Source organism: Streptomyces atroolivaceus (assembly GCF_000717025.1).
GTDB lineage: Bacteria > Actinomycetota > Actinomycetes > Streptomycetales > Streptomycetaceae > Streptomyces > Streptomyces atroolivaceus.
In genome coordinates this window covers 244,621-262,221 of the sequence record NZ_JNXG01000004.1, presented here as the reverse complement: position 1 = coordinate 262,221, position 17,601 = coordinate 244,621, and the positions used below count along the sequence as shown (strand labels likewise).

Below are 17,601 nucleotides of genomic sequence, written 5' to 3'. Positions count from 1 at the left end.
GATCACAGCGCGAGGGCCCGGCGCGGCGCACCATGAACTCACGCACACACCCCGTGCGCATCCCACCGTTCCGCGGCCGCGGCCGCCGTTCGTGAGGAGCCTGCATTGACCCGTGACGCCACCCCTCGTCGCTACCTGATGTGCGCCCCGGCCCACTTCCAGGTCACCTACTCCATCAACCCCTGGATGGACCCGTCCAAACCCGTGGACCTGCCGCTGGCCACCACCCAGTGGGAGGATCTGCGCGACCGGTACCGGTCACTCGGCCACACCGTGGAACTGCTCACCCCTCGCCCCGACCTCCCGGACATGGTGTTCGCCGCCAACGGGGCCACCGTGATCGACGGCCGGGTGCTCGGCGCCCTGTTCGCCTACCGGGAGCGGTACGCGGAGGCCGAGGCCCACCGGGAGTGGTTCCGGGCCAACGGCTTCACGGAGATCCACGAGCCGGCCCACGTCAACGAGGGCGAGGGCGATTTCGCCGTGACCGCCTCGTACGTGCTGGCCGGGCGGGGCTTCCGCTCCAGCCCCCTCTCCCACGACGAGGCACAGGAGTTCTTCGGGCGCCCGGTGATCGGGCTCGACCTGGTGGACCCGCGCTACTACCACCTGGACACGGCGCTGTGCGTGCTGGACGACGCGGCCGACGAGATCATGTACTACCCCGGCGCCTTCTCGCCGGGCAGCCGGTCCGTGCTCGCCCGGCTCTTCCCCGACGCCCTGCTGGCCGAGGAGGCGGACGCCGCCTCGCTGGGCCTCAACGCGGTGAGCGACGGACGGCACGTGCTGCTCCCGCAGGCCGCCGTGGGGCTCTACGACCCACTGCGGGACCGGGGCTTCGACCCGGTCCCGATGGATCTGGGCGAGCTGCTCAAGGGCGGCGGCAGCGTGAAGTGCTGCACCCAGGAGCTACGGGCCTGACCGGTCGGCGCAGTCGCCGCTCCGGGAGGCCGCGGCCGTGCCGGCGGCCTCCCGGAGCGGCGACCGTCACCCCTAAACGGTTCCACAGTTCCCTTAAAGCCCTTCACTTGGTAGGGTCTGCTCACCTTAAAGGAACGACAGACCCATTAGGAGTGGCTGTGGACCTCGCCCGCGTACGCCTCGTCGCCATACCTCTCGCCGCCGGTTCCCTCGCCGTCGGCGTACTCGCCGGACCTGGCGAGGCCTCCCCCGTCACCTGGACCGCCGCCTGGGGCGCCTCCCCCCAGACGCCCAGCACCGGCTTCACACCGAACTGGTCCCAGGAGGGCTTCTCGGGCCAGTCCGTACGCCAGGTCGTCCGCGTCACCGAGGGCGGCGACCGGGCCCGGATCCGGCTCTCCAACGCGTACGGCACCTCCCCGCTGCACATCACCGGCGCGACGATCGCCCGCACCGCACAGGGCGCGGCCGTCGAGAAGGGGTCCGTCCGACGCCTCACCTTCGACGGCGCGGAGTCCACCCGGATACGGGCTCACGGCGAACTGCGCAGTGACGCGGTGGCGATGGACCTGAAGAGGCTGGAGTCGGTCACGGTCACCCTCTATCTCGCGGGGACGACGGGCCCCGCCACCTTCCACTCGCAGGGGTGGGCGGATACCTACCGGGCACAGGGCGACCACCGGGCCGACACGACGGCCACCGCGTACACCGACAGGACCCGGTCCTGGTACTACCTCTCCGGGGTCGAGGTCGGCGGCGCGGAGGACGGGGCCCGCGCCCGGGGGGCCAGGAAGCCCGGGGACGGCATCGTCGTGTTCGGGGACTCCGTCACCGACGGCTTCGGCTCCACGCCGAACGCCGACCGGCGCTACTCCGACGCTCTCGCCGAGCTGACCGGGCGGCCGGTCGTCAACCAGGGCATCGGCGGCAACCTCCTCCTCAACGACTCCGCCTGGTACGGCGAGCGTGCCACCGCCCGCTTCGGACGCGACGTCCTGGACCAGCCGGGCGCCTCCACGGTCGTCGTCCTCGAAGGGCTCAACGACATCGGCTTCAGCGAGGCCGCGAAGGGACCGAACCCTCCCGCCACGTACAAGCCCGCCCCCGTGGTCACGTCCGCCGAAATCGTGGCCGGGTACCGCGAGCTGATCGACGCCGCGCACGACAAGGGCCTGAAGGCCGTCGGGGCGACCATGCTGCCGCTCAAGGGCTCCGATCACTGGGGCCCTCACGCGGCACGGGTCAGCAACGAGGTCAACGACTGGATCCGGAACGCCGGCGAGTTCGACGCGTACGTCGACTTCGACAAGGCCCTCGCCTCCCCGTCGGACCCGGACCGCCTCGATCCCGCCTACGACTTCGGTGACGCGCTGCACCCCAACGACGCGGGTTACCGGGTGATGGCGAAGGAGGTGGCCGACGTCCTCGGCGCCTGACGGCGGCGGGCCCCGCTGAGCCGCACCCGGGCCCTCAGCCCTCCGGTGTGCCCGGCGGGGGCCAGCCGTCGCCCCACGCCGTGTCCCGGGCGGCACGGTAGAGAGCCCCGTGCCGCTTGGTGACCGTGGCGCGCCGCAGGCCCTCGTCCTTGGTGCACAGTTCCAGCAGGACCTGCCCCTTGCGGATCTGCGGCCTGCGGGTGACCCGTGCGGTGACCGGGCCGGTGGCGAACCGGGTCGCCACGACGTAGCTGAACTTCTCGTCCTCGTGACTGAGCGACCCTCCCTTGACCTGGCGGTGCAGCGACGAGCGGCTGACCCGCGCCGAGAAGTGGCACCAGTCGGTGCCGCGCTCGATGGGGCAGGCGTCGTCGTGCGGGCACGGTGCGGCGACGCTCAGGCCGGCGGCGATCAGCCGGCCGCGGGCCTCGATGATCCGGTCGTACCCGTCCGGGGTGCCGGGTTCCACGATCACCACGGCCTGCGCGGCCGCGGCGGCGGCGTCCACGACCGCGGCCCGGTCCCGCGCCGTGAGCTCCTTGAGCACGTAGGAGACGGTCACCAGGTCCGTGGGCGCCGGGGCCGGTGACGTGCCGATCCTCGCCCGCTCCCAGGTGGCGGCCCGCAGCGCGGGGATGCCGGAGGCCTCGGCCAGCTCACGGCCGAGCGCGAGGGCCGGTTCCGACCAGTCCAGGACCGTCGTCCGCGGCCCTTCCCAGGCCCCGGCGACCGCCCAGCTCGCCGCGCCCGTACCGCCCCCGATGTCGGTGTGGGTGGCGGGCACCCAGTCCGGCGCGGCCTCACGGAGTGCGGCGATGCAGGACCGTACGGCCTCGAACGTCGCGGGCATCCGGTAGGCGGCGTACGCGGCGACGTCCGAGCGGTCCCGCAGGATCGGGGCGTCGGTGGGGGTGGTCCCGCGGTAGCTGGCGATCAGCCGGTCGACGGCCTGTGCGGCCTGCGTGGGGGGCAGCCCGTCGAGCAGGGCGGCCAGCGCCGCGCGCAGGGCTTCCGCGGTGGGGAGGGTGGCGTTCACCGCCGAATTGTAGGCGCAGCGGCCCCTCCCCCCGCAGCCCGGTGGTCCGGCACGGAACCGGGACGGAACGGCTACGGAACCGAACTGCTCTTCGTCATGGGCCCGTTGCTACGCTGACCGGCGCCGCATCGGGGATTGCTCAGGGTTTGGCTCATCCGGGGGGACCATGAGACAGAGGATCGTGCGCCTGGCGCTGGTGGGCGGGGTGATCGTCCTCGCCCTGCTGCTCCTGCTCGCGACCTGCGGAGGCGGTGGGGGCCGGGATGCCGGGGACGACGAACCGGAGAAGCCCGCGAGGAGGAGCGCCGGCCCCACGACGCGGCTGAACGTCCCCCCGGAGTACACGGCGCGGCAGGTGTGGGAGGTCGTCGGCGCGGGGCCCGACTACGCCGTGTCCCACACGACGGGCCGGCTCGCCTACCTGGAGAAGGCACCCGGCAACCGCTTCCGGCTGCGGACCCTCGAGACCGGGACCGGCCGGGCCGGCTGGAGCGGCGAGGCCTGGCGCCCGCCGGAGCCGCTGAGCTTCCCGAAGCTCTTCACGGTCACCAAGGACGACCGCCAGTTCTTCGTCACCTGGTCCTTCGGGAAGGCAGGCGACGGGCTCTCACCCGCGGAGACCTTCGTGTCCCTCGACGTGTACGACGTGGTGGACGGGGAGCGCCGGCGCGTGGAGGTGCCGTGGACCGGTGCGCCGACCGTCACGGCGACCGGCCCGGGGGTCCTGATCACTGACGGCAGGACGAACAGTGCGGTCGTGGACCCGGTCACCGGTGAGGTGTCGCGCGTCGCCCCGTCCGCGGTGACGTATCCGAGGGGCTGCGCGGCCTGCAAGGAGCTCACCGAGGTGCGCGGGCAGACGGCCGGGGGCCTGCTGCTGAGCGGGGTCCGCGAATTCTGGGTGCGGGGCGGCTGGTTCAGCAGGAGGACCGCACCGAAGGGTGCCGACCCGGCGACCGGGGTGCCGACCTCCGTGGCACCAGGGCTGGTCCTGGCGAGGTGGCGGCTGGCCGAGGGGGCGGAGCGGGCCGCCACCCATCGGATGTGGACGGTGCACGACGCGGTGAACGGCGAACCGGTCGTCTCCGTGGAGTGCCACACACCCGCTGTCGAGCCCGGGCGCCATCCACAGGCCGTCGTCTCGCCCTCGGGCCGATACCTGGTCGCGGGGAACCTGGCCTTCGACCTGGAGGAGAAGAAGGGGTTCTGCTTCGAGGAGGAGGACGGGGCGGCCCGTCTGACGCTCGCGTCGGTCACGGACGGGGGCAGCGCCTACGGGGCGACGACCGCGCGGGACGCGGAGGAGGCCCTGGACGGTGTGGGGGGCGGTCCGGTCCGGATGAACTTCACGAGCTGGGACGTCGAGGCGCTGGCACCGAACACGCGGCTGCCGGAGATGGAGACCTCCGGCGTCGGCGTCTTCCGCTGGACGGACCGCGAGGACCGGCTGCACCTCCTGGGGCATCCGCGCGTGGGCTGAACCGGCCGTGCCCGCACGCCCACCGGTGGGACGCCGGGCCGCCCGGAAGCCGGCCTCGTGGAGGTGGGTGAGCAGGGCGTGCACCGCCGGAGTCCAGGGCCCCGCGAGGCGGCGGACGGTGTCGCCGACGCGGACGACGCCCGCGCTGACGTCCCCACCGGCCAGGGGTTCCTCCTCTTCGGCGTGCATCGCCACGGTCCGACCGGCCGTCCGTGCGGGGGCCATCGGGTTGACCGGGCACGCGGGGGCCCGGGCGGTCCGTCCCACCCGGGCCTCGCGTGCGTGTCCCCCGGCCGACGAGCCGTTCAGCCCTTGCCGAGGGGCTCCCGCGCGGCGCCCGTGTTCTGCCACGGCCTGCACAGCAGCAGGAAGCACACCATCGCGGACAGTGCGCAGACCACCTGCACCACTGCCATCGGCACGGCGGTCTTCTCGCCGGCGATCCCCACCAGTGGTGAGGCGATGGCACCGATCAGGAACTGGGAGGTCCCCAGCAGCGCGGAGGCCGAGCCGGCCGCGTGCCTGGTGCGCATCAGGGCCTGGGTGTTGGTGTTGGGCATCGCCAGGCCCATGGCGGACATGAGCACGAACAGTCCGGCGGCGACGGGCAGCAGGCCGACCTCACCGAAGACCCCGGAGGTCATCAGCAGCAGGGCGACCGCCGCCACGGAGATCACGGCGAGGCCGAAGCCGAGCGCCTTGTCCAGGCTGACCCTGCCGACGAGCAGCTTGCCGTTGATCTGGCCGACGGCGATCAGCCCGATGGAGTTGACGCCGAAGAGCAGGCTGAAGGTCTGCGGGGAGGCCCCGTAGATCTCCTGGACGACGAACGGGGACGCGCTCACGTAGGCGAAGAGCGCGGCGAAGGCGAGGCTGCCCGCGATCATGTAGCCGGTGAACACCCGGTCGGCCAGCAGCCCGCGCATGGTGCGCAGCGCGTCGCCGACACCGCCGGTGTGCCGCTGGGCCGGGGGGAGCGTCTCGTGCAGCCACTTCCAGACGACGAGGGTGAGCAGGATGCCGACGACCGTGAGGACGACGAAGATGCCGCGCCAGTCGGTGAACTGGAGCACCTGTCCGCCGATCACGGGCGCGATGACGGGTGCGACTCCCGAGATCAGCATCAGGGTGGAGAAGAACCGGGCCATCTCGTCGCCGTCGTAGAGGTCACGGACGACGGCCCGGGAGATCACGATGCCGGCCGCACCGGCCAGGCCCTGGAGGAGGCGGAAGCCGATGAGGAGTTCCGCGGTGGGGGCGACGGCGCAGATCGCGGTGGCGATCACGTAGACGACCATGCCCAGGAGCAGCGGCGTGCGCCGGCCCCAGCGGTCGCTCATGGGCCCGACGACGAGCTGGCCGAGCGCCATGCCCAGGAGGCAGGCCGTCAGGGTGAGCTGGACGGTCGCGGCCGGTGCGTGCAGCGCGTCGGTGACCTCCGGGAGCGCCGGGAGGTACATGTCCATGGAGAGGGGTGGCAGTGCGGTGAGCCCGCCCAGCACCAGGGTGACCAGAATTCCGGCGCGCCGCGCGGTGGTCGTGGAGGTGGCCGGGATGCCCGGCGCTGTGATCGTCGGAATGGCCGGGACACCCGCAGCGGTGGGGGTGGCTGTGGCCTGGGCGCTGAGTGCGGCGCCCTTGCTGCTCGTCGGTATGTGCTCGTGCTCTTGCTGGGCCCGGCTCGCGCCGCTGTCCGGCATCCTCGTCTCCGCTTCGTTGAATCCGCATCTATGCTCTCAGGTCAGTCGTAGTGGTCGATACCTTTTTCGGGTGAGGGCGGGCGGGCATGAGCGGGACTGTGCGTTGGGGTGTACTGGCGACGGGCGGCATAGCCGCGACCTTCACGGGGGACCTGCTGGCGATGAAGGACTCCGGGGCCGAGGTCGTGGCGGTCGCGTCCCGCGCCGAGGCTTCCGCCAAGGCGTTCGCCGAGCGGTTCGGGATCGAGCGGGCGTACGGGAGCTGGGCGGAGCTCGTCGCCGACGACACGGTCGACGTCGTCTACGTCGCCACCCCCCACTCCGCGCACCGGGAGGCGGCCGGGCTCGCGCTGGAGGCCGGCAAGCACGTGCTGTGCGAGAAGGCCTTCACGCTCAACGAGCGTGAGGCGCGGGAGCTGGTGGACCTGGCCCGGGAGCGCGGGCTGTTCCTGATGGAAGCGATGTGGACGTACTGCAATCCGCTCATCCGGAGGATGACGGAGCTGGTGCGGGACGGTGCGATCGGTGAGATACGCACGGTCCAGGCCGACTTCGGCTTCGCGGGCGCCTTCGGGGCCGAGCACCGGCTCCGTGACCCCGCGCTGGGCGGCGGCGCGCTGCTGGACCTCGGGGTCTATCCGGTGTCGTTCGCGCAGCTGCTGCTGGGCGAGCCGGACCGGGTGCAGGCGGACGCGCTGCTGTCCCCGGAGGGCGTCGACCTGAACACCGGGATGCTGCTGGGCTGGGACTCCGGTGCCACGGCGCTGCTGAGCTGTTCGATCGCCGGGAACCTGCCGACCGTTGCGTCCGTCACCGGCACGGCCGGGCGGATCGACTTCCCGCAGGGCTTCTTCCACCCGGAGCACTTCCTCCTGCACCGGGACGGCCGGGAGCCCGAGAAGGTCGTCACGGGCCCGGGCCCGCAGGGCCTTTCGGGCATGCAGTACGAGGCGGCCGAGGTGACACGCGCGCTGCTGGCGGGCGAGAAGGAGTCCCCGCTGGTGCCGCTGGAGGGTTCGCTCGCGGTGATGCGGACGCTCGACGCGGTACGTGACCGGATCGGCGTCCGCTATCCGGCGGACGACCGCGGCTGACCCCGCGCGGGGCCGGGTGCCGGGTCACACGGGGGTGAGCCCCGGGTTCCCGGCCTCGGTCACGAAGGAGCCTGCCGTGGTGACGGGAGCACCGGGCGTGGTGACCGCCGACACCGTACGGAAGTCGGCCCGCGCCTGCTCCGTACCGAGGGTGACGAGCGCGTAGCCGCGGCGGCCGTCGTAGAACTTCATGTGCGGGTTGGCCTGGGTGAGGTTGTTCCAGTTGGCCGGCTTCTCCGCGCCGTCCTTGCCGCTGGCGATCGAGGTGGCCACGATCTCCGTGCCCACGGTCCGGGACGCGGGGTCGTCGAAGTCCTTCTTGAGGTCGAAGCCGTAGCCGACGTGTACGTCACCGGTCAGGACCATCAGGTTCTCGACCCCGGCGGCCTCCGCGCCGTCCATGACCCGCTGCCGGGACGCGGGGTAGCCGTCCCACGAGTCCATGGACAGCTTGTAGGCGTCGGCCGGCACGTCACGCCGCCGGGCGAAGGTGACCTGCTGCGGTACGACGTTCCACCGGGCGTCCGAGGTCTTCCAGCCGTCGAGCAGCCAGCGCTCCTGGGCGGCGCCCGTCATGGTGCGCGACGGGTCCTCGGACTCCGGGCCGGGGACCTTCCAGCCGTCGCCGTACGCCTGGTTGCTGCGGTACTGGCGGGTGTCGAGGATGTCGAACTGGGCCAGCCGGCCGAAGCGCAGACGGCGGTAGAGGCGCATGTCGGGGCCGGTGGGGCGCTGCGGGGTGCGCAGCGGCTGGTTCTCCCAGTACGCGCGGTAGGCGGCGGCCCTGCGGAGCAGGAACTCCTCCGGGGGGACGCTGTTCTCCGGGGTGCCGCCCGCGTAGTTGTTCTCGGTCTCGTGGTCGTCCCAGGTGACGACGAAGGGGTGCGCGGCGTGGGCGGCGCGCAGGTCGGGGTCGGACTTGTAGAGGCCGTACCGCATGCGGTAGTCCTCCAGCGTGAGCGTCTCCCGGTTGTAGTGGTCCGGCAGGAGGCGGTCGGTGTACTTGCGGGCGCCGCCGACGGCGCTGACCGCGTACTCGTAGAGGTAGTCGCCGAGGTGGAAGACCACGTCGACGTCCTCGTCCGCGAGGTGCTGGTAGGCGGTGAAGTAGCCGTCGTGGTACGCCTGGCAGGAGACGGCGGCCAGGGTCAGTGAGCTGTTGCGGGCCCCGCGGGCGGGCGCGGTGCGGGTACGGCCGGTGGGGCTGGTCCAGCTGCCGGCGCGGAAGCGGTAGTAGAAGCTCCGGTCGGAGTCGAGGCCGTTCACGTCCACATGGACGCTGTGCCCGAACTCCGGGTGGGCGGTGGTGGATCCGCGCCGGACGGTCCGCCGGAAGCGTTCGTCGCGGGCGACCTCCCAGCGGACCTCTACGCGCTCGGCGGGCAGCCCGCCGTCGGCCTCGTACGGGCGGGGCGCGAGTCTCGTCCACAGGAGCACGGAGTCCGGCAGCGGGTCGCCCGAGGCCACTCCGAGGGTGAAGGGGTCCTCGGTGATCTTCCGGGCGTCGAGCTCGGCGGCGGCGGCGGTGCCCGCGCCGGGCAGGTTGACGGCGAAGGCGAGCGCGGCGGCGGCACCGGTGACGGTGAGGAAACGGCGGCGGTCCACACCGGAGCCGAACCTCTGCGCGGCCCTGCGCAGCTCGGCGGAATGGCCGTGCCGGCCGGACGACCTGCTGATCTGTGCGGGTGTCATGTGCCCCTCCCGTGCCGGATGTTGTCAGAGGCATTGGAGTGCGGGGCGACGACCTGCCGTTGGCGGGTACACAACTTCCTCATGGCGGTGCGATGAGCACCGGGTGCCGGCCGCCGCGAAACCTCCCGTACGCTGCCGGGCCATGAACGCTGAGCAGAGAATCGCTGTCGTCACAGGTGCGGGATCGGGGATCGGCAGGGCGGTCGCCCTCACTCTTTCGGGTGCGGGCTGGACGGTGGCCCTGGCGGGGCGGCGGGCCGCGGCACTGGAGGAGACGGCCGCAGCGGCCGGGCCGGGTGCCACGGTGTGCCTGCCCACCGACGTGAGCGACCCGGAGGAGGTGGCCGCGCTCTTCACCTCCGTACGGGACCGTTTCGGGCGGCTGGACCTGCTCTTCAACAACGCGGGGACGTTCGGGCCGGGTCCGGTGCCGGTCGAGGACCTCGCGTACGACGACTGGCGGACGGTGGTGGACGTCAACCTGACGGGAACGTTCCTGTGCGCGCAGGCGGCCTACCGGCTGATGAAGGAGCAGGACCCGCAGGGCGGCCGGATCATCAACAACGGCTCCGTCTCGGCCCACGCGCCGCGCCCTCACTCCGTCGCCTACACCGCGACGAAGCACGCGGTGACCGGCCTGACGAAGTCGCTGTCGCTGGACGGGCGGCCGTACCGGATCGCCTGCGGGCAGATCGACATCGGCAACGCGGCGACCGACATGACGGAGCGGATGAGTACGGGGATCCTCCAGGCCAACGGCGAGGTGGCCGCCGAGCCGGTCATGGCGGCGGGCGACGTGGCCCGGACGGTCCTGCACATGGCGGAGCTGCCGCTGGAAGCCAATGTGCAGTTCGCCACCGTGATGGCGACAGCCATGCCGTACGTGGGTCGAGGCTGATCGAATTCCGTCCACGCTTGCCCGGAACTCGCCGTCGCACGACGGGATTTGCGAGTTTCGCCCTGAGGGCCCGGGCGAGCGTGTGCTGCCCGTATGCTGCTGACCTTCACCGGATGAACACAGAAGGAACACAACGCATGCGCATACGCACCGCCGCGCCCCTCGCCCTGGCCGCCGCCGCCGCCCTGGCCGGCTCGCTCCTCGCCACGGCCCCGGCCTCGGCGGCCTCCCATCAGGGCGGGCTGCACCTCGGCAAGATCCAGTACGACAGCCCCGGCAAGGACACCCGGACGAACGCGTCCCTGGTCGCCGAGTACGTGGACATCCACAACAACGGCAAGTCCAAGCTGCAGCTCAAGGGCTACAAGCTGAAGGACAACACCGGCTACACGTACACCTTCCCCGCCTTCAGCGTGGCCGCCGGTAAGACGGTCCGGGTCCACACCGGCAAGGGCGGGAACTCCGCGGCCCACGTGTACTGGAACCGCGGCTCGTACGTCTGGAACAACACCGGCGACAAGGCCCGGCTGATCAAGCCGAGCGGCGCGCTCCTGGACTCCTGCTCCTGGGGGAAGGGCACCGGCGTGAAGGTCTGCCACTGACCGCGGTGGACGGGCCGCCGCGGCCGGGGGGTCCGCGGAGCGGCCAGGGGGTGGTCCGGGGGGTCAGGCCCCCGGACCACCCCCGCGGGAGACCTCGGGAAGCGCGCGGAGGGGCCGCCGGGAATGCGTGCCACGACCCCTGGGTTGACCTGCGACATGAGCTCACACTCCAGCGCCGAGGTCCTCCGCTACACCGCCTTCTCCGCCGACCCCGCAGGGGGCAACCCGGCAGGGGTCGTCCTGGACGCCTCCCGGCTCGACGACACCGCGATGCTCGCCGTCGCGGCGGAGCTGGGCTACAGCGAGTCGGCGTTCCTCACCGCGCCGGACGGCCGGGGCGGTCACACCGTCCGCTACTTCAGCCCGAAGGCCGAAGTCCCCTTCTGCGGCCATGCCACGGTGGCCGCCGCCATCGCGCTCGCCGAGCGGGACGGCCCGGGCGATCTGGTGTTCTCCACCCGCGCCGGTACGGTTCCCGTCACCGTCACCCGCGAGGGCGGCGAGCTGCGCGCCACCCTCACCAGCGTCGAGCCGCACACCACGGACGTCTCCCCCGAGGACCTGACGGAGGCCCTGGCCGCCCTGGACTGGCCGGCCGCCCAGCTGGACACCGCGCTGCCGCCCCGTATCGCCTACGCGGGCGCCCGCCACCTGGTGCTGGCCGCCGCGACCCGGGAACGGCTTGCGGACCTGTCGTACGACTTCGCCCGGCTCGAAACCCTCATGCACCGGCTCGACCTGACGACCGTGCAGCTGGTGTGGCGGGAGTCCGGCACGGTCTTCCACGTCCGCGACCCGTTCCCGGTCGGCGGCGTCGTCGAGGACCCGGCGACGGGGGCGGCGGCCGCCGCCTTCGGCGCGTACGCGCGCGAGCTCGGCCTCGTCGCGCACGACGCGGTCCTCACCCTGCACCAGGGCGCCGACATGGGCCGCCCCGGCACCCTCACCGTCGGGCTCAGGCCGGGTGACGCGCGCATCAGGGTGACCGGGGCGGGGACCCGTATCGGCTGAGAGCGGAGTGCGGGGTGCCGGCCCCACGTCGGCCGGCACCAGCGGACGGGGCGGGGCGGGCAGGGGCGCGCCTCAGGATCCCCGGCCGGTCCCCCGCCCGCCGAAGCCGCGGCTTCGCCCTACGGGCCCGGGCCGGCGTGCCTATCCTGCTGTCAGGTTGCTCATCTGTCGGCATTCCGCCCGCAGGGGCCGGTGATGCCCCTATCGGAGAACGGGACGGCGATGGCCCCCATAGACATCGACACCAGCAAGCCGCACCCGGCGCGGCTGTACGACTGGTACCTCGGTGGCAAGGACAACTACCCGGTGGACGAGGAACTGGGCAAGCGGCTGACCGCCTTCGCTCCCGTCATCCCCGTCATGGCGCGCATGAACCGGGCCTTCACCCACCGGGCCACCCGGTGGCTGGCCGGTCAAGGGCTCCGTCAGTTCCTGGACATCGGCACCGGGATCCCCACGCAGCCCAACCTCCACCAGGTGGCCCAGACGACCGCTCCGGACGCCCGGGTCGTCTACTGCGACCACGATCCCGTCGTCCTCAGCCACGCCCAGGCCCTGCTGAGCGGAACCCCGCAGGGCGCTCTCGGTTACGTACAGGCCGATGCCCGGGAGACCGACCGCATCCTGGCCGAGGCCGCCGGGATCCTCGACTTCGACCGGCCGGTCGCCCTCTCCCTGAACGCGCTGCTGCACTTCCTGAGCGACGAGATGGGGGCCTACGGGGTGGTGGAGCGGCTGACGGCCGCGCTGGCGCCCGGCAGTTACGTGGTGATCTCGCACCTCACCCCGGACTTCCACCCCGAGGAGGCCTCCCAGAAGGTCCGCGACATGTACAAGGCCAACGGGCTCACCCTGGACATGCGCGACCGCGACCGGTTCGCCCGCTTCTTCGACGGACTCGACCTGGTCGCCCCCGGGATCGTGGCCGCCGAGGAGTGGCACCCGGAGCTCGGCGAACCGGTCCCCGGCCAGGAGAACGCGCACAGCGGGGAGTACGTGGCGGTGGCCCGCAAGGCCTGAACCCGGGACACACCGGTCCGCCCGCGTTCGTACGAGCGGACCGGTACCCCTTCAGGCGAGCAGACCGGCGACCTCCTCGAGCTGCTCGGGCCGCAGCGGGCCGAGAGCGAGGGCCGCGGCGTTCTCCTCGGCCTGCGCGACCGTCCGGAAACCGGGGATCGGCACCGTCCGCCCGCTGCGGGCCCACAGCCAGCCGAGGGCACCCTGGGTGAGGGTGCGGCCGTCAGCGGTCAGCACCTCACGGACGGCCTCGACGCGCGCCGCCCAGTGCTTCGCGGGCACCCCGCCCGTCTCGAACCAGCTCAGCCAGGCGGGCGGGGTGGACCGGATGTCCCCCGCCGCCGGCCGTCGGCCCTCGCCACGGGCGCCGGTGAGGAGGCCCATGGCCAGGGGGCTCCGGACGACGCTGATCAGCCCCCGCTCCTCGGTGAGGCTCAGCATCTCCGGAGCGTCCTCCAGCACGTTGCAGGCGTGCTGGACGGCCACGCAGTGCTCACCACCGGCGAACAGCGCGGCACGCTCCGGGTCGTCGGTGCTCCACCCGTAGGCCCGGATCAGCCCCTCGGCCACGAACTCCTCGCAGGCGTCGCGCAGTTCCAGGGCCCTGTCCGGCGGGGTGTCGCCGATGTGCAGCTGGTAGAGGTCGATCCGGTCGGTCCCCAGCCTGCGCAGCGAAGCGACGAGCGCCTCACGGGCGTACGCGGGAGACGTGTCCGCCCCGTCCATCGTGCGGGTCCGCTCGTCGAACAGGTTGCCCCACTTGGTGGCGATCACGGCTTCGTCCCGGCGGCCCGCGAGCGCCCTGCCCAGCACGCGTTCGCTGTGCCCTGCCCCGTACACGTCCGCGGTGTCGAAGAAGGTCACCCCGAGATCGAACGCCCGGCGTACGGCGGCCACCGACTCCTCGTCGTCGACCTCGCCCCAGCCGAGCGGACTGCCGTCGGGTGCCGACCACTCGCCGCCGATCGCCCAGCACCCGAAGCCCAGCGCGCCGACTTCGGCCCCGACGCCGCCCAGTGTCCTCGTCTTCCGATCCGTCTGTGTCTTCATGAGCGCAGAAGCTAGGTGCTGGAGTGCACAACAAGTCAACACTCCAAACTCCTGATCCCGCGTCAGCTCACGTACACGCCCGCCCGCGCCGCCACCGCCGCCGCCTCGGCCGCGCGGTCGGCGGCCGCCTCGTCGAGCGGGTCGCCGCTGGCCAGCAGCCGGTAGTAGAGGGGTGCCGACACGGCCCGGATCACCTCGCGGGCGTCGGTGCCGCCGGGCAGCTCCCCCCGTCCGGCAGCCGCGTCGACGCAGCCCGCCCACTCCTCGATGCGCACCGCGTAGAAGCGGTGCAGGGCCTCGGCCGTCCGGGCGTCGCAGGTCGCCGCCGCGACCACGGCGGCGAAGAGGGGACCCTGGCGCGCGTCGGTCAGGGTCCGCACCACGAGTCGCGCGTTGGCCCGGAGATCCTCGTCCAGGGACCCCGTGTCCGTGCGCGGGACCGACTGCTGTGCCATGTCGGTCAGCAGGTCGGCGACCAGCCCGGCCGGAGTGGACCAGCGCCGGTAGACGGTGGTCTTGCCGACCCCGGCGCGGCGGGCGACGTCGGCGAGGTCGAGCCGGTCGAAGCCCTGCTCGACCAGGGCGTCGCCGGCCGCGCGCAGCACGGACTCCCGCACCCGGGCCGTACGCCCGCCGGGCCGGACCGTGCCCGGCTCCCCATCCCCTGCGTCCATGACGCCCTCCAGTTCCGTCCAGTCGGCGCTCCGTAGCGCGGCGGCCCACCTTAAGGAGACCATGGAACCGTTAACCCGGGTGCCCTCGGCACTCCGCCGTGAGCCGGGCGTCCGCCGGGTGAGTCGGGCCCGGGCGGTGGGACACCGGCGCGGCAGGATGACGGGCATGGCACACCCGCTGACCGTCCCCAGCATGACCGCCGGAGCCGATTTCGTCCTGCGCCCCTGGGAGATGAGCGACCTGTCCCTCGTCCGCGAGGCGGCGGAGGACGACTACATCCCGCTGATCACCACGATCCCCTCCCCGTACTCCGACGAGGCGGCGGAGGCCTACGTCAGGCGCCAGTGGGACAGGGCGGCCACCGGGACCGGGTATCCGTTCGCCATCGTGCGCACCCGGGACCGGCGGCCGGTCGGCTCCATCGGGCTCTGGCTCGCCGACGCGGCCGAGGGCAGGGCGTCGCTCGGCTACTGGATGACCGTCCCGGGCCGCGGCCAAGGGATCGCGGGGGCGGCCCTGCGCACGGTCACCACCTGGGCCCTGCACGAGCTGCGCATCCCCCGGGTCCAGCTCTTCGTCGAGCCGTGGAACACGGCCTCGGTCCGGACCGCCGAGAGTGCCGGCTACCGGCGCGAGGGCCTGCTGCGCGGGTGGCAGGAGATCGGGGGCCGGCGCCGGGACATACTGCTGTACGCCCGGCTGAACGGCGACCGGCCTTCCGATGGCCGGGCACCCACCGCGAGCTGAACACGAGACGTTACGATCGCGGGCAACCGCGCCGGAGCCACGGTCCGCGCCGCCGAAAACCCAGGAGAGCCGAGCCTTGTCCGAACCACGCATCGGCGTATCCGTCGTGACCATGGGAGACCGTCCGCAGCAGGTCGAGGCGCTGCTGGCGTCGGTCGCCATGCAGGACGTGCGTCCCTCCCGCGTGGTCGTCGTGGGCAACGGCTCCCCGCTTCCCGGCTACGACGCCTTCCCCGGCCTGACGGACCTCGCCGGCGGCGTGACCGTGCTCGAACTCGACGAGAACCTCGGCTGCCCCGGCGGCCGCAACGAGGCCCTGGAGGCGCTCGCGGGCTTCGGTGACGTGGACGTGGTGATCGAGCTGGACGACGACGGACTCCTGGTGGACAAGGACGTGTTCCGCACGGTCCGGGATCTGTACGCCGCCGACCCCCGCCTCGGCATCGTCGGCTTCCGCATCGCCGACGAACACGGCGAGACCCAGCGCCGGCACGTCCCGCGGCTGCGGGCCAAGGACCCGATGCGCCCCGGACCCGTCACCGCGTTCCTCGGGGGCGGCCACGCGCTCTCGATGAAGATGCTCGCCGAGACCGGCCTCTGGCCCGCCGAGTTCTTCTTCACCCACGAGGAGACGGACCTGTCCTGGCGGGCGCTCGACGCCGACTGGAAGATCCTCTACGAACCCGGCCTCCTGCTCCAGCACCCCAAGACGTCCCCGGCCCGGCACGCGGTCTACTACCGCATGACGGCCCGCAACCGCGTCTGGCTGGCCCGGCGCAACCTGCCCGCCCTCCTGGTGCCCCTCTACCTCGGCACCTGGATCCTGCTCACGGCGGCCCGTACCCGCTCGGCCACCGGCCTGCGCGCCTGGGCGGCCGGCTTCGCCGAGGGGGTGCGCACCGAGTGCGGCGAACGGAAGCCGATGCGCTGGCGCACGGTGTGGCGGATGACGCGCCTGGGCCGCCCGCCGGTCATCTGACCCCGCCGGAACGCCCCCCGCCCGCAGCTCGGCCGGCCGCGGTCCACCGGTACAGGACGTCCGGCTCCTTCTCCTCGTTGCGGCTGCCGTCGTCGTACGCCACGGCGACGAAGCCGTGGCGCTCGTAGAAGGCACGCGCGGCTGAGTTGCGCTGGAACGTGCGGAGGCTCAGCTCGCCCCGCGATGCCTCCTTCGTACGCTCCAGCAGCAACGTCCCGATACCCCGCCGCAGGGAGTCGGGCCGCAGGTAGAGCTGGTCGAGCTCGTCCCCGTCCAGTGAGGCGAAGCCCAGCAGCCCTCCGGTCTCCCCCTCGGCCACCCATGTCCTGGTGCCGGGCAGCAGGACATGGGTGATCCAGCCGAGCGTGTCCTCGTCGCTGTGCACCGTCGGCAGGTAGGGCAGTGCGGCTGCCCGTGAGGCGAGGAAGACCCGGGTGATCTCCTCCGCGTCCTCGGCTGCCGCCGCCCGCAGCCGTACGGACGTGTCCTGAGCCATCCTGTCGCTCCCCCTCGTCGGTAAACGCACAGGTATACCAGCGGAGCGGCAGGGCATCAGAGAGCCGTCATGATCAGCGGGCGGCGCGTCAGAGGTCCGTCGGCGCCGCGCCCGGGTTCCCGTTTCCGCGCTGTCATGGGTTCGACGGTGCGACGGCCAGGAGGGGTGGAGCCGATGCGGCCCAGAGTTGTGGCAGGGGTGGGCGGCACGTCCGGAAGTCCGGCGGTGCTGCGCCGCGCTGCCGCCGAAGCGCGCCTGCGAGGCGCGGAGTTGTGGGCGGTGCTGGCCTGGGAAGCGCCCGGGGCGGGTGCCGGAGGCCGGCACCGCGTCAGCCTCGCGCCGTCACTCCCGGCGTGCCGTGCTGAGGCCGTCGGGCGGCTGCGCGACGCCCTCAGCACGGCCTTCGGTACGACCGGGGCAGGGGTCCCCGTCGTCGGCCGGGCCGTGCGGGGCACCCCTGGTGCCGCGCTCGTGGACGTGGCCCGCGACGAGGACTGCGTCCTCGTGGTGGGGACGGGTTCACGCGGCGCGCTGCAGCGTCGCCTGTGGCCGTCCGTGGCCCGCTACTGCCTGGCGCACGCGCCCTGCCCGGTGCTGGCCGTCCCGCCCTCTCCCCTGCGGACCGAGCTGGCGGCCGCCCGGCGCCGGAACGTCCTGCGGCTGCGGCTGGACACCCGGGAGCTCACGGACCTGGATGGCGTGTAAACACGCTGCCGGGCCAGGGCCGGCGTTGCATAATGCGGCCCTGAGGCAACGCCGATCAC

The 17,601-nt window shown here is 72.8% G+C and carries 16 protein-coding genes and 1 pseudogene; 11 read left to right on the top strand and 6 right to left on the bottom strand.

Translation table 11 applies throughout. From position 1 onward, the window contains the following. Positions 1 to 84 precede the first annotated feature (84 nt). Positions 85 to 921, top strand: a pseudogene (gene ddaH, locus OO67_RS12780) (dimethylargininase); the annotation flags it as partial. 158 nt (positions 922 to 1,079) lie between these two features. After that, positions 1,080 to 2,357: an SGNH/GDSL hydrolase family protein gene (locus tag OO67_RS12775; RefSeq protein WP_051709322.1), complete on the top strand. Its 1,278-nt coding sequence runs from the start codon at positions 1,080 to 1,082 to the stop codon at positions 2,355 to 2,357. 34 nt (positions 2,358 to 2,391) lie between these two features. On the opposite strand, the gene OO67_RS12770 is transcribed toward OO67_RS12775, so the two are convergent. After that, complete coding sequence (locus OO67_RS12770) at positions 2,392 to 3,393, bottom strand: small ribosomal subunit Rsm22 family protein (protein WP_033299836.1); 1,002 nt, start codon at positions 3,391 to 3,393, stop codon at positions 2,392 to 2,394. 166 nt (positions 3,394 to 3,559) lie between these two features. Here OO67_RS12770 and OO67_RS12765 point away from each other — a divergent pair, with 166 nt between their 5' ends. After that, positions 3,560 to 4,873, top strand: coding sequence for a hypothetical protein (locus OO67_RS12765; protein ID WP_033299835.1), 1,314 nt, complete (start codon positions 3,560 to 3,562; stop codon positions 4,871 to 4,873). Between the two features lie 305 nt (positions 4,874 to 5,178). On the opposite strand, the gene OO67_RS12760 is transcribed toward OO67_RS12765, so the two are convergent. Next, positions 5,179 to 6,573 carry a Bcr/CflA family multidrug efflux MFS transporter gene (locus tag OO67_RS12760; RefSeq protein WP_033299833.1) on the bottom strand — a complete coding sequence of 465 codons (1,395 nt, stop codon included), beginning with the start codon at positions 6,571 to 6,573 and terminating at the stop codon, positions 5,179 to 5,181. Between the two features lie 86 nt (positions 6,574 to 6,659). Here OO67_RS12760 and OO67_RS12755 point away from each other — a divergent pair, with 86 nt between their 5' ends. Next, a complete protein-coding gene (locus tag OO67_RS12755; RefSeq protein ID WP_033299831.1) occupies positions 6,660 to 7,667 on the top strand; it encodes a Gfo/Idh/MocA family protein in 1,008 nt (335 codons plus the stop codon). Positions 7,668 to 7,691: 24 nt separating this feature from the next. Here OO67_RS12755 and OO67_RS12750 read toward each other — a convergent pair whose 3' ends face one another. Continuing rightward, on the bottom strand, positions 7,692 to 9,359 hold the full coding sequence (locus tag OO67_RS12750; RefSeq protein WP_033299830.1) for an alkaline phosphatase D family protein: 1,668 nt from the start codon (positions 9,357 to 9,359) through the stop codon (positions 7,692 to 7,694). A gap of 142 nt (positions 9,360 to 9,501) precedes the next feature. On the opposite strand from OO67_RS12750, the gene OO67_RS12745 reads away from it, so the two are divergent. From OO67_RS12745 to OO67_RS12730, 4 genes are all read left to right on the top strand, one after another. After that, on the top strand, positions 9,502 to 10,257 hold the full coding sequence (locus tag OO67_RS12745; RefSeq protein ID WP_033299829.1) for an SDR family oxidoreductase: 756 nt from the start codon (positions 9,502 to 9,504) through the stop codon (positions 10,255 to 10,257). 137 nt (positions 10,258 to 10,394) lie between these two features. After that, positions 10,395 to 10,859, top strand: a complete 465-nt coding sequence (locus tag OO67_RS12740) for a lamin tail domain-containing protein (protein WP_033299827.1) — start codon at positions 10,395 to 10,397, stop codon at positions 10,857 to 10,859. Between the two features lie 156 nt (positions 10,860 to 11,015). Continuing rightward, positions 11,016 to 11,870, top strand: coding sequence for a PhzF family phenazine biosynthesis protein (locus OO67_RS12735; protein WP_033300023.1), 855 nt, complete (start codon positions 11,016 to 11,018; stop codon positions 11,868 to 11,870). A gap of 222 nt (positions 11,871 to 12,092) precedes the next feature. Further along, positions 12,093 to 12,890 (top strand): SAM-dependent methyltransferase, encoded by a 798-nt coding sequence (locus tag OO67_RS12730; RefSeq protein ID WP_106972739.1) that lies wholly within the window; start codon positions 12,093 to 12,095, stop codon positions 12,888 to 12,890. A gap of 51 nt (positions 12,891 to 12,941) precedes the next feature. On the opposite strand, the gene OO67_RS12725 is transcribed toward OO67_RS12730, so the two are convergent. After that, a complete protein-coding gene (locus tag OO67_RS12725; RefSeq protein ID WP_033299824.1) occupies positions 12,942 to 13,940 on the bottom strand; it encodes an aldo/keto reductase in 999 nt (332 codons plus the stop codon). Between the two features lie 62 nt (positions 13,941 to 14,002). After that, the gene (locus OO67_RS12720; RefSeq protein WP_033299822.1) at positions 14,003 to 14,614 is read right to left on the bottom strand and encodes a TetR/AcrR family transcriptional regulator; all 612 of its coding nucleotides are present in this window, start codon (positions 14,612 to 14,614) and stop codon (positions 14,003 to 14,005) included. 166 nt (positions 14,615 to 14,780) lie between these two features. Here OO67_RS12720 and OO67_RS12715 point away from each other — a divergent pair, with 166 nt between their 5' ends. Together OO67_RS12715 and OO67_RS12710 are read left to right on the top strand one after the other, a co-directional pair. Continuing rightward, entirely contained in the window at positions 14,781 to 15,362 is a 582-nt protein-coding gene (locus OO67_RS12715; RefSeq protein ID WP_033299821.1) for a GNAT family N-acetyltransferase, read from the top strand. A 76-nt stretch (positions 15,363 to 15,438) separates the two neighbouring features. Further along, the gene (locus tag OO67_RS12710; RefSeq protein WP_033299820.1) at positions 15,439 to 16,341 is read left to right on the top strand and encodes a glycosyltransferase family 2 protein; all 903 of its coding nucleotides are present in this window, start codon (positions 15,439 to 15,441) and stop codon (positions 16,339 to 16,341) included. On the opposite strand, the gene OO67_RS12705 is transcribed toward OO67_RS12710, so the two are convergent. Beyond that, positions 16,334 to 16,837, bottom strand: coding sequence for a GNAT family N-acetyltransferase (locus OO67_RS12705; RefSeq protein WP_051709320.1), 504 nt, complete (start codon positions 16,835 to 16,837; stop codon positions 16,334 to 16,336). The genes OO67_RS12710 and OO67_RS12705 overlap by 8 nt on opposite strands. 174 nt (positions 16,838 to 17,011) lie before the next feature. Between OO67_RS12705 and OO67_RS12700 the strand changes: the two genes are divergently transcribed. Next, positions 17,012 to 17,542, top strand: coding sequence for a universal stress protein (locus OO67_RS12700; protein WP_033299818.1), 531 nt, complete (start codon positions 17,012 to 17,014; stop codon positions 17,540 to 17,542). Positions 17,543 to 17,601: the final 59 nt, after the last annotated feature.